This window comes from Rummeliibacillus sp. JY-2-4R (assembly GCF_053847205.1).
Genome location: NZ_CM132623.1, coordinates 1,782,131 through 1,795,359 on the forward strand (window position 1 = coordinate 1,782,131; position 13,229 = coordinate 1,795,359).

9 protein-coding genes are annotated in these 13,229 nt (G+C 36.7%); 6 read left to right on the plus strand and 3 right to left on the minus strand.

Annotated elements, in window-relative coordinates:
* The first annotated feature begins 11 nt into the window (after window positions 1–11).
* Window positions 12–1,274: a dihydrolipoamide acetyltransferase family protein gene (locus ACWV26_RS08625; protein ID WP_455897937.1), complete on the plus strand. Its 1,263-nt coding sequence runs from the start codon at window positions 12–14 to the stop codon at window positions 1,272–1,274.
* Between the two features lie 150 nt (window positions 1,275–1,424).
* Here ACWV26_RS08625 and ACWV26_RS08630 read toward each other — a convergent pair whose 3' ends face one another.
* The 3 genes from ACWV26_RS08630 to ACWV26_RS08640 all read right to left on the minus strand — a co-directional run bounded on the left by ACWV26_RS08630 (window position 1,425) and on the right by ACWV26_RS08640 (window position 5,937).
* Window positions 1,425–2,786 (minus strand): aminotransferase, encoded by a 1,362-nt coding sequence (locus ACWV26_RS08630; protein WP_455897938.1) that lies wholly within the window; start codon window positions 2,784–2,786, stop codon window positions 1,425–1,427.
* A 182-nt stretch (window positions 2,787–2,968) separates the two neighbouring features.
* Window positions 2,969–4,501, minus strand: a complete 1,533-nt coding sequence (locus ACWV26_RS08635; RefSeq protein ID WP_455897939.1) for a CoA-acylating methylmalonate-semialdehyde dehydrogenase — start codon at window positions 4,499–4,501, stop codon at window positions 2,969–2,971.
* Window positions 4,502–4,521: 20 nt separating this feature from the next.
* On the minus strand, window positions 4,522–5,937 hold the full coding sequence (locus tag ACWV26_RS08640) for an amino acid permease (RefSeq protein WP_455897940.1): 1,416 nt from the start codon (window positions 5,935–5,937) through the stop codon (window positions 4,522–4,524).
* Between the two features lie 227 nt (window positions 5,938–6,164).
* Here ACWV26_RS08640 and ACWV26_RS08645 point away from each other — a divergent pair, with 227 nt between their 5' ends.
* The 5 genes from ACWV26_RS08645 (at window position 6,165) to preA (ending at window position 13,216) form a co-directional block, all read left to right on the plus strand.
* Window positions 6,165–7,739 (plus strand): PucR family transcriptional regulator, encoded by a 1,575-nt coding sequence (locus ACWV26_RS08645; RefSeq protein WP_455897941.1) that lies wholly within the window; start codon window positions 6,165–6,167, stop codon window positions 7,737–7,739.
* A gap of 154 nt (window positions 7,740–7,893) precedes the next feature.
* Entirely contained in the window at window positions 7,894–9,135 is a 1,242-nt protein-coding gene (locus tag ACWV26_RS08650) for an allantoate amidohydrolase (protein WP_455897942.1), read from the plus strand.
* A gap of 13 nt (window positions 9,136–9,148) precedes the next feature.
* Window positions 9,149–10,567: a dihydropyrimidinase gene (hydA, locus tag ACWV26_RS08655; protein WP_455897943.1), complete on the plus strand. Its 1,419-nt coding sequence runs from the start codon at window positions 9,149–9,151 to the stop codon at window positions 10,565–10,567.
* Between the two features lie 13 nt (window positions 10,568–10,580).
* Window positions 10,581–11,924: an NAD(P)-dependent oxidoreductase gene (locus tag ACWV26_RS08660; RefSeq protein ID WP_455897944.1), complete on the plus strand. Its 1,344-nt coding sequence runs from the start codon at window positions 10,581–10,583 to the stop codon at window positions 11,922–11,924.
* A 20-nt stretch (window positions 11,925–11,944) separates the two neighbouring features.
* Entirely contained in the window at window positions 11,945–13,216 is a 1,272-nt protein-coding gene (preA, locus tag ACWV26_RS08665; RefSeq protein WP_455897945.1) for an NAD-dependent dihydropyrimidine dehydrogenase subunit PreA, read from the plus strand.
* The last annotated feature ends 13 nt before the right edge of the window (window positions 13,217–13,229 follow it).

The window sequence follows — 13,229 nt, forward strand, 5'->3', positions numbered from 1 at the left end:
AGGGGACCATCATGGCAACAGAAGTTTTAATGCCTAAATTAGGCCTAACAATGACAGAGGGTACAGTACAAGAATGGTATAAAAAAGAAGGCGATCCTGTGAAAAAAGGCGAAGCCATCTGCCTAATTGCTTCTGAAAAGCTAACGATGGAAGTTGAAGCGGAAGCGGATGGTTACCTAAGTAAAATTATCGCTGAGGTTGACCAAGATATACCTGTAAAAGGTGTAATTGGATTAATTGGTGAAACAGCTGATGAATCAGTTAAAAGCGCTGCTAATCAAGAAATTTCTACAGTAGCTTCAATTGAAAAGTCTAAAAATGACCTAGTAAAACATGTAGAGTCTGCTCGGATTAGCACTAATAGGGTTGAAGGTGAACGTATATTTGCATCTCCTTTGGCAAAAAGACTAGCAAAAGAGTATGACATAGATTTAAAATTTGTACGTGGTACAGGTGGAAATGGTCGCATTACAAAACGGGATATCGACCGTGTATTAGATCAAGGTTTAGATGATACAATCGAAATAGAAGTGGCTTCTACTCCTGAAGTAAAACCAGTAGAAAAATTTGAGTCTGCAAGTTTTAACACTGGTGAAGGATTAGACGGCATGCGGAAAATTATTGCTGCCCGAATGCATAAAAGTATTGTATCAACAGCTCAATTAACATTACATCGAAAAGCATCTCTAGGTGAATTGATTAAATTACGTAAACAATTAAAAGAAAAATTAGAGCAAGCCAATTACAAATTTCCACTTACGTATACAGTTTTTGTTGCACGTGCCGTTGCTTTAGCGTTGAAGAAAAATCCTCAAATGAATTCAACTTATGCTAATGGTTCTTATAGCGAACACGAGGAAGTTCATTTAGGAATTGCTACTTCTATTCGAAACGGCTTAGTGGTACCTGTTATTCAAAACGTTGAAAAATTATCATTATCTGCGATAGCTGAAGAAATGACTACAGTTACTGATAAAGCTCGAAATGGGGAACTTGGTTCATACTTAGCAGGTTCAACATTCACGATTACAAATCTTGGTACAAGTGGGGTAGAGTATTTTACTCCTATCTTGAATACACCGGAAACAGGAATTTTGGGGTTAGGTTCTTTAGTAAAAGAATTAAATCTAGACGAGGATGGCAAACCATATTTCGAACAAAAAATACCATTAAGCTTAACATTTGATCATCAAATTATTGATGGTAGTGAAGCAGCAGAATTCTTAGCAGATGTTGTATACTATTTAGAAAATCCAATGTTATTAGTAATCTAAAACGTGAAAAATACGATCACATATGTGATCGTATTTTTTATATCAAATTTAAAATCCCTTCCATGCTGTTTATAATGGAAGGGATTCGCATATTTAAAAGATGAAAAGTAGTTATTTAAATAGGAAGAAACTCAAATTCATTTGCCATTTTTAAAGTGATTCAATTGATTGAATACTGTTTACCAAAGTATTTAACACTTTTTCAATATCCTCTTGAGCAATATTTAATGGTGGTGAAAGTGTTAATACATTATTAAATCCAGCAACTGTTGCGCCATTTTTGCCAATTAGCACACCATTCTTTTTGCAATCTGCAATTATTGCATTCACTTTTTCGATAGCCAGTGGTTGTTTTGTTACTTTGTCAGCTACAAGTTCAATACCGATTAATAATCCTTTTCCACGAATACTACCCACATTTGGATGTTGATCAAGTTTTTCTTGAAGTGTTGTGAGGATTTCTGTACCTTTCTCTGCAGAACGATCAAATAATCCTTCACGTTCGAAAATTTCAATATTCTTTAAAGCAACTGCGCAGGCAACCGGTGATCCTCCGAATGTATTAACATGACGGAAATAATCATACGTATCTGTTCCTGTAAAGGCTTCAAAAATTTCACGCTTTACAGCAGTTGCTGATAATGGAAGATATGCGCTTGTAATACCTTTTGCCATTGTTACAATATCAGGTTGCACGCCATAGTTCATAAATCCAAATGGTTTACCAGTTCGACCAAATCCACAAATTACTTCATCTACAATCATTAGGGCCCCATGCTTTTTACATACTTCTTGAATTCCTTTTAAATAGTTTTCTGGTGGCATAATTACACCACCGCCAGTAATAATTGGTTCTAATATCATCGCTGCAATTGTGTCGCTGAATTCCCATGTCATAGTTTGATCTACAGCCTGAACACTTGCTATTTGTTCAGGTGGAAGTGATGCATCTTCAGGGTTACGATACGAATCTGGTGGTGCAACATGAATAAAGCCAGGAGCAAGTGGTTCATATTTATATTTACGTTCTGCTTGACCAGTTGCAGCTAATGCGCCAAAAGAGTTCCCATGATATGCACGATATCGAGAAACGATTTTGTATCTAGAAGATTCGCCTTTTTGTTGATGATATTGACGTGCAATTTTAAATGCTGTTTCATTTGCTTCAGAACCACTGTTAGAGAAGAAGACGACATAGCCACCTCCAAGCATGTCATTAATTTTCTCAGCTAGTTCAACTGCAGGTAAATGACCTTGGGATAGTGGAGAGTATGGATTTCGTAACATTTGATCATACGCAGCTTTTGCTAGTTCTTCACGACCATATCCAACATTCACACACCAAAGTCCGGCCATTGCATCAATGTATTGGTTGCCATCTGTATCTACAACTGTAGCACCGAATGAATCCTTTACAACATATGTTCCTTGAGGATTGTATGGTTTCATTGAATGCCATACGTATTTTTCATCTTTTTCAAGGATTTCATTGTTTGTGTTTGTTTTAACCATTTTTCTTCACTCCTTTAATTAATCTCAATTGGTTTATCAAGAGTTCTATTTTAGAAGAAGTGGAATTAGCTACGCTTTCGCTCGAAAGTCGAAGCTCAATCCCACTACAATGTTTAAATTCTATTCATTTTTAGAATATTTATGTCTTTTATTCCAGCAACTTACACCAATCTGTTAGGAGGCTAATTCGGCTTTACTTCATCATTACTTGGAAAAGCAAATGATGTTGTAGTATCTTCAGTATCTTCAGGCCATCTTTCTGAAATGGTTTTTGCTTTGGTGAAGAATCGAGCTTGGTCTGGTCCGAACATGTGACCTTCGCCAAATTTTGAACGCTTCCAGCCACCAAAGTTATGATAACCAACTGGAATAGGAATAGGAACATTCACACCAACCATACCGACTTCTATTTCATCTTCAAATTTGCGGGCAGCAGAACCGCTATTTGTGAAAATTGTTACACCATTTCCAAGTTCATGGTTATTAATTAAATCGATTGCTTGTTGTAATGTATCTGCACCAACAACAATTCGAGCTGGACCAAATACTTCTTCTTTGAAAATCGTCATATCTTCCGTAACATTAGAGAGTAAAGTAGGTCCTAAATAGAAGCCATTCGATGTTTCACAAATAGATGGATTACGACCATCAATTTCTACTTTTGCTCCTTCTTCAAGAGCTAAATCGATATGTTTGATAATATTCTCTTTTGATTGTTTTGTAATAACTGGTCCAAAATCCACTTCAGGATCTGTATATGGTCCGACTTTTAAGTTCGCAATTTTTTCTTTTAAGATGGTGATGAATTTTTCTTCTGTTTCTTTACCAACGGCGATTGCGCCTGAAATCGCCATACAACGTTGTGATGCTGCACCATATGCTGCTCCAAGAAAAGCATTAGCAGTTTGTTCAAGATTTGCATCTGGCATTACGATCATAAAGTTTTTACCGCCACCAAATGCAGCAACACGCTTATTGTGTTTTGTACCCGTTTGATAGATATATTCAGCAACTGGTGTAGAACCAACAAATGAAATAGCTTGAATCGTTTCATTTTCTAATAGCTCATTTACTGCGTCTTTATCGCCATTAATTGCAGACCAAATGCCATCTGGAAGACCTGCTTCTTTCCAAAGTTGGCTCATAAAAAGTGCAGACATTGGTACACGTTCAGATGGTTTTAAAATGACCGCATTACCCACTGCAACAGCCATACTTGTAATTGCAAGTGGTACCATGATTGGGAAGTTAAATGGAGCGATACATGCAACAACGCCAAGCGGTGATTTTGCAGAGAATGCGTTAATGCTACCACCAACATTTACTGAATATTCACCTTTTAACATTTGTGGAGCAGCAATTGCCATATCAACGGACTCAATCCCGCGGACGATTTCACCTTTAGCATCTTCTCTTGTTTTGCCGCTTTCTTCACAAATGATGTCAATTAACTCTTCTTGACGTTCAACTAATAATTGACGGAAACGATGAACGATTTCTGCACGTTTTCCTATTGAAGCTTTTTTCCAATCAGGAAAAGCTTTTTTCGCAATTTCAATCGTATCTTGTACTTCTTCTTTTGATGCAAGTGGCACCTTAGCAATTACATCACCTGTTGATGGATTAAAAACATCTGCATAACGACCACTTTTTCCATCTACCAATTCACCATTAATAAAATGAGCCAATGATTTTACTTTTTGTTCTACTGTCATAAATAATGCACCTCATCCTTTTAATTTGATTTAGTCATATCAAGCTTTTCATTTTCAAAAATCGGATTATTTTCTTCCGATACAACATTGCCTTTCCGTTGTGTCAATAAATACGCGATAAATACAGCGAATACTATGACACAAGTAAACAGGATTTGTGATCGCATTGAATTGATGAAAAACATGGCGATTAAAAGACCTGTTGTTGCTAAAATCGTAAAATAAGTTAAATAGGGGAATAGCCACATCTTTACAGTTAATAATTCAGGATTTTCCCTCTCAATTTTGCGGCGCATCCGTAGTTGTGAGACTGAAATGATTAAATATAAAATCAATGTAATAGCACTACATGAATTAACTAGAAACAAAAATACTTTATCAGGTGAAACATAATTCATAATAACGGCAATGTAAGAGAAAAATGTAGCCGCTAAAATGGCAATAACAGGGGCACCTTGTTTGTTTAGTTTCAAAAATGATTTTGGCGCTTCTCCTTTTTGTGCCAAAGAGAACACCATTCGAGAAGTTGCATAAAGTGCCGAATTTAAACAAGATAATACGGCCGTTAACACAACAAAGTTCATAATTTGTGCTGCTGCAGGAATTCCAATATAATCGAGAACTGCAACATAAGGACTTGTTAAGATGCTAGATGAATGCCATGGAAGAAGTGTAACAACCACTGCAATTGAACCAACATAGAAAAGTAAAATTCGCCATGTGATCGAGTTTGTCGCCTGCCTAACTGCTGCGTGAGGCTGTTCTGATTCACCTGCAGCTATAGCCACGATTTCTGTCCCCATGAATGAGAAGATGACAATGACAATTCCCATTAAAACTGCACCAAATCCATTAGGCATAAATCCGCCTTGGCCAACTAAGTTTGTTAATCCAACTGATTCAAAATTAGGTACAATGCCGAGAATCATTGCTGCACCAAGTCCTAAAAAAACAATAATACTTACCACTTTAATGAGTGAAAACCAATATTCAAATTCGCCAAAAGCTTTGACGGATAGAATATTAGTAGCTGTTAAAGCAACTGTTAATATCAGGGATAGTAACCACAGCGGGACGCCATCATACCAATATTGAATAATGGCTGCTGCAGCAGTTGCTTCAAGTGCAATCGCAATAACCCAGAAAAACCAGTACAACCAACCAATCATAAATCCTGCCCACGGACCAATTGCTTCGTGAGCATAATGTGCAAAGGAGCCACTAGTAGGATTAACTGAAGCCATTTCGCCAAGCATTCGCATGACTAAAACAACAATCATTCCTGCAAATACATAGGACAATATTGCACCCGGTCCAGCAAGATGAATAACAGATCCACTCCCCATAAATAGACCTGCACCAATAACGCCAGCAATTGCAATCATTGTCATATGACGTTTCTTTAATCCCTTTTGCAATTGATTATGTTTTTGCATTGTACTCACCCCTTACTGTTTTTGGTATTATTGTTCAATTCAAGTCTATCAATTTTATATAGCAACAGAAAATAGACATAACGTTAAATAAAAGTGAGAATAGTTATACAAAGTGTAAAAAGTGAGAAAATGAATTAAAATAGAAAAAAGAAGTTTTTTTTAGAAGAATAGTAATTTCATTGAAAGATTTATGCTGAACAAGTATGAAAGCGATTGGGGGATTACAAATGAACCTTTATACAATGCAAGTGAAAGATGTTATGCAAAGCCCGCATTTTAAAAGTGCAGAAGTAATCGCTGGGGAAAAAGGATTGCAAAAGATGTTTAAATGGGTACATGTTGTAGAGATTATACAAATTGAAAGCTTATTAGCAGGTCATGAACTCATTCTTACGACAGGAATTAGTTTGAAAGAAAGTAAACAACATTTTATCGAATTTGTGCAATCGCTTATTAATGTGAACTGTGCAGGATTATGTATTGAGTATGGTAACTATATTCAAGAAATTCCAGATGAAGTGATCGTACTAGCTAATACGCACTCTTTTCCAATTATTGTATTCCATGAGGTCGTATCATTTGTTAGTATCACACAAGATTTACATAGCCGCATTATGAATCATCAGTATTTAATGATTTCCGCGCTTGAAGAATATTCACAGCAATTAAATAAGAGTGCATTAAGCGATCAAAACATTGATGATATCCTAAAAAACATGTATCAACATCTGAACAGTCAAATCGTGTTAAATATACAAGGACGTGAACCAATTTTCTATCCCAATATGAATGCGAGACAACGCCGAACTTTTATAAATGAGCCAAAACTTGATGATAATTCTCAAGTTAAGAAACAACCAATCTTTCTTTTTGAAAAGCATTATGCAGATTTGATGATCTATAAAGAAGAAAGTGTTTTTACGGAATTTGAAATGCTCATCATTGACCGTACAGCGACTTCGCTTGCTCAATTATTAATGCGCGAATTTTATACTGAAGAAAAAAAGGACCTTGAAGATGCAGAAATTTTATCTCAATGGATTGATGGAAGACTAACAAAAGAAGATATTTATAAATACGTTCATGCGCATCATTCTAAATTTGAAAATAATGGTGGGACTGTTTTTATTTTATCTGCTCCTCAAACAAATCATAAATCAAATGAAAATGTAGTATATAGCAAACTGTATTATCGGAATTTATTTGAACGAAATGGTTTTGCACCTTTTTTATTAGAACGGAAAAACGATATTGTTTTTGTTTTATTGAATAAACAAAATACAATGACAACGAGAACCTATTTAAATAAAATGATTGACACATTAAAAAACTCTGAATTTCACCGGAAACAAGAAAAAGAAGGCTATCAATTTGCTGTGGGCAAAATTGTTTCATGTATTGCAGAAATTTCAAAAAGCTACCAAACTGCGTTAGATACTTTATATATTTGCAGAAAAATTAGTACAAGCTCCTATTTCTATGATGATCTACATTTATTCCATTTAATATATAAGCTCCAAATGCAAGTAAATTTACAGGAGGTAGTAAACGATTATTTACAACCAATTGTAATGTATGATAAACAACATAATGGACGTCTAATGGAAACATTAAAAGTATATTTACAGACAAACGGTTCTAAACAAGAAACAGCAAATCAACTTTTCATCGTACGTCAAACACTATATCATCGATTAAAAAAATTGGAATCAATATTGGGGAATGACTTTATGGTTGGGCATAACCGACTTACACTAGAATTTATGTTACTTGCCAATATGCTGATTGAAGGGGCAAATTAATGTGAGGTATAGTTATTTCTCAAATTTATTTTTATATCCGAAATAGATTGACAATCAATAATTTCCCAACTTATAATTAATCTAAATTTTCTAAAAATTCTTACAGCCAGAGCACAGCTTATTAGGAAATTAATAAAACGAAGGGGGAAATCTCATGTACACATGTGACAAAAATAGACTTGAAGGTACAGTTAATGAGTTTAGTTCGTTTGGTCGTACTCCTAATAATGGCGTAACAAGACTTTGTTTTTCGCAAGAAGATATTGAAGTACGAGATTATTTCAAAAGTTGCTGTGAAGAATTAGGGCTAGAGGTTGTATGGGATGATATGGGGAATATGTATGCGAAGCTTGAAGGAAAAAAGGACATCCCCCCTATTGTGATCGGGTCACATCTTGATTCGGTAGAAAAAGGCGGACGGTTTGATGGGGTATTGGGGGTTTTAACAGGACTTGAAGTGGTGAAAACATTAATTGATAACAAAGAGGAGCTTCATGCACCAATCGTTGTCATGAATTTCACAAATGAAGAAGGTGCTCGTTTTGATCCTGCCATGATGAGCTCAGGTGTTTTAGCCAATAAATTTGATAAGGAAAAGATGCTACAATCAACAGATAAAAATGGTGTGTCATTTAAAGAGGTACTTTCTGCAAGTGGCTTTGCTGGTGATGAAGCAAATCGACTAAAAGAAGCTTCTGCTTATTTAGAATTGCATATTGAACAAGGACCTGTTCTTGAAAGTGAAAACCTAGAAATTGGTGTAGTTGAAGGGGTTCTAGGAATGGTTTGTTATGAAATCACGATAACAGGTGAGTCCAATCATGCGGGAACGACGCCAATGAAATTGCGAAAAGATCCCCTCTTTTTAGCTACGGATTTAATTTCTTCCATGAGAAGAGAATTAAGTAGAATAGATGATGCACTTGTCTATACGATGGGGCGTGTCAATGTAACACCAAATATTCATACTGTCATCCCTGATAAAGTAGTGTTCACATTAGAAGCTCGTCATCAAGATCCAGCTAAAATTAGAGAGGTTGAAGAGGTCATATTTGGCTTGCCAAAAGAAGAAAATGGCTGTCAAGTTTCCTTTGAAAAGTTATGGAGCCGTGACACGGTAGAATTTGATGAGAAAATTTGCCAGTATATTCAAGATGCTTGCGAAGAATATAACTATTCATCAAAACGTATGTATAGTGGTGCAGGACATGATGCTCAATTCATGGCAAGTTATCTTCCATCAGCTATGATATTCGTACCAAGTGTCAATGGCAAAAGTCATTGCGAAGAAGAATTAACAAGCTTTGAAGATTGTGCAAAAGGGGCAAATGTTTTATTGCGTACAGTACTTGCTTTACAAAAAAGAATTTCAAAACAAAAATTGAAAACATTGTAAAGGAGCTCATCGTATGAAAAAAATTATTACAGGTGGAACGATTGTAACTTCAGCAGATCAGTACAAAGCAGACTTATTGATTGAGGATGGCAAAATCACAGAAATAGGACAAGGTTTAAGAGCAGAGGGTGCGGAAATCATCAATGCCACAGGCAAATATGTTTTCCCTGGTGGAATTGATCCTCACACTCACTTAGACATGCCCTTCAACAATACAGTAACAGATGATGATTGGGAATCAGGCACAATTGCTGCAGCGTTTGGTGGAACAACCACAATTTTAGATTTCTGTTTAACAACAGGAGAAAATAGATTACTAGATGCAGTAGATAAATGGCATAAAAAGGCTAAGGATAAAGCAGTAATTGATTATGGATTCCATCTAATGATTGCAGATTTAACAGAAGATACATTGGCACAACTGCCAGAAGCATTAGAAGTTGCAGGAATCAATTCCGTAAAAGTATTTTTAGCCTATGCAAAAGAATTCCAAGCAACAGACAGAACATTATTCCAAGCATTTAAAGTTGGCAAGGAAAAAGATGCCATTGTCATGGTGCATTGTGAAAATGGATCTGTCATAGATGAATTAGTTGAAGAAGCGAAAAACTTAGGTCATACAGAGCCTATTTACCATGCGCTAACCCGTCCCCCAGAATTAGAAGGTGAAGCTACAAAACGTGCGATTGAACTAGCAAATTTAGCTGGTGCGAAACTTTATGTTGTCCATGTAACTTGTAAACAAGCGGTAGATGAAATCATTCGAGCTCGCGAAAAAGGCTATCAAGTTTATGGTGAGACATGTCCTCCATATTTAGTTCTAGATCAAACCTGCTTAGAAAAACCAAACTTCGAAGGAGCAAAATATGTTTGGTCACCTCCACTCCGTCCGAAAGAACACCAAGAAGTACTATGGAATGCACTTAAAGCAAAACAACTTCAAACCATTGGTTCAGATCAATGTTCATTTAGTTTTAATGGTAAAAAACATTTAGGACGAGAAGATTTTTCGAAAATCCCAAATGGAGGGCCGTTTATCGAAGATCGCTTCAGTGTTCTGTATTCAGAAGGTGTAGCAAAAGGTAGAATTTCACTCAATGAATTTGTTGATATGATTTCAACAAGTGCAGCGAAAACGTTCGGTCTATTCCCACAAAAGGGCACGATTGCTATTGGTTCAGATGCAGATCTTGTCTTATTTGATCCTAATGTGGATCGAGTGATTTCTGCAGAAACGCATCATATGAATGTTGATTATAATGCATTTGAAGGCCTTGAAGTAAAGGGTGAACCAGTTAGTGTAATAATCCGTGGAGAATATGTGATTAAAGAGAAAGAATTCGTTGGCAAACTTGGAAGTGGAAAATTTATTCGACGTGAAGTGAAAAAAGAAGAAAAAACAGTTGCACAAGAATCAATTCCAACAAAATAGCAGGGGGGATTCTATGAAAGAGTTAAGTTCTTTAGAGAAGAATTTTGAAGAAGCGTATGGCGGTTTTACGCAATATGCTGCTCTTATTGAGGCGAACCGATGTTTATTTTGCTATGATGCACCATGCATAAAAGCATGCCCAACAAGTATCAATGTACCAAGTTTCATCAAAAAAATCGCTTCAGGAAATCTTAAAGGGTCTGCAAAAGTTATTTTAGAAGCAAATCCTGTAGGTGCAAGTTGTGCCCGCGTTTGCCCGACTGAAGAACTTTGTGAAGGAGCATGTGTGCTTAATCATGAAGAGAAACCTATTAAAATCGGAGACTTACAGCGTTATGCAACGGACTGGGTCAGAGAAAATGATATTACACTTTTCGAAGCAGCTCCTGCTAACGGCAAAAAAATTGCTATTGTCGGAAGTGGTCCTGCAGGCCTTTCTGCCGCACGAGAATTGAGTCGATTAGGATATAGTGTAACTATATTTGAAGCAGAATCAGAAGCTGGTGGCTTAAACCAATTCGGCATTGTTTCATTCCGTCTACCACAACATATAGCACAGTGGGAAGTAGAAGAAGTAAAAAAATTGGGGGTAGAGATTAAAACAAATCATCGTGTAGGGGACGATATTTCAGTAAATGAACTCTTAACGAATTATGATCGAGTGTTACTCGCTGTTGGGATGAATAATGTACCGTTATTGGGAATTGAAGGAGAACAATTAAACGGAGTCTATGATGCCATTGAATTCGTAAAAAGTACAAAACAAGAAATAACAAATGAGTTCATCGGTAAACGCGTCGCAGTAATAGGAGCAGGGAATACAGCAATTGATGCTGCAACTTGTTCAGTCCGTTTAGGTGCTGAAAATGTCCAAATTATTTATCGCAGAACAGAAAATGAAATGACCGCTTATCCATTTGAATATGATTTTGCTAAGCAAGAGGGTGTAGAATTCCGATTTCTAGCTTTACCAAAACGCATTATTGGTGATGAACTCGGGAATGTCACAGCATTAGAATGTATAAAAATGGAATTAGGTGAAGAAGTAGAAGGAAAGGCAAAACTAATTGAAATAGAGAATTCAACTTTCACTGTCCAAGTGGATGCAATTATTCGAGCTATTGGACAAACTCGCCATTTAGATCTAATCGAACAATTTGGACTAAAATCCAATAGAGGAATAGTTGAAGTAGATCCTGAAACACTTCAAACATCTAATCCAAAAATCTTTGCATGTGGTGATATCATATATGGCAATGGCTATGGAGATGCAACAGTTGTATCTGCTGCACAGCAAGGAAAAGACTGTGCTTATGCTATTCACCAACAATTCAAGAGTAGATCCGAAATCGCGTAATTCCTTGAGGGGGGACTTTTATGGCAGATTTACGAATTAACTTAGCTGGTATTGAATCACCCAATCCGTTTTGGCTTGCATCTGCACCACCGACAAACTCTGGTTACCAAGTACAACGAGCTTTTGAAGCTGGATGGGGTGGGGCTGTTTGGAAAACACTAGGGGACCCGATTTTAAATGTATCCTCTCGTTTTGCTGCAGTTAGTTTCAATGGACAACGAGTAGCAGGTTTTAACAATATTGAATTAATCACTGACCGACCACTCGATCTCAATTTAAAAGAGATTTATGAAACCAAAAAACGCTTTCCAAATCACGCAATCATCGCTTCACTTATGGTGGAGCCAAAACAAGAGAAATGGCATGAAATTGTAAAGCGAGTTCAAGATGTAGGAGTAGATGGATTCGAATTGAATTTTGGATGTCCTCATGGTATGGCAGAACGAGGGATGGGTGCAGCTTCAGGTCAAGTACCTGCACTAGTTGAACAACAAACAGCTTGGGTCAAAGAAGTAGCGGAAAAACCGGTCATCGTTAAACTAACACCTAATATCACAGATATCACGGTCACAGCAGAAGCTGCAGTACAAGGTGGTGCTGATGCTATCAGTATGATAAATACGATTAATAGTTTAGCAGGTGTTGACCTAAATACATGGAATACAATTCCACATGTTGCAGGAAAAGGAGCGCATGGAGGCTATTGTGGACCAGCAGTAAAACCAATTGCCCTCAATATGGTAGGAGAATGTGCAAGAAATCAACAGATTAATGTCCCAATCTCCGGAATCGGTGGCATTTCCAATTGGCAAGATGCAGCTGAATTCTTACTGATGGGTGCTACTGGCGTCCAAGTATGTACTGCAGCGATGCATCATGGCTTTAATATTGTTGAGGATATGATTGATGGTTTAAATAACTATCTAGATGAAAAAGGTCTAGCATCAGTCATGGATTTGGTTGGACGCTCAGTTCCAAGATATTCGGATTGGGGTGACCTCGATCTAAATTATAAAATTGTCGCGAATATTGATAATGATGTCTGTATTAACTGCAACAAATGCCATATTGCATGTGAAGATACATCCCATCAATGTATTGAACGATACACAGACTCAAATACCGGAAAGCCTATGCTAAGAGTACGGGAAGAAGATTGCGTAGGTTGTAATTTATGTTCAATTGTTTGCCCTGTAGAAGGTGCTATTTCTATGAAAGAACTGCCTCAAACAGTACCATCTATGACATGGAACGAACGCCAAACATTACTTAAACCATTTGTGCCGCAATAAATGGCTTTTGCCC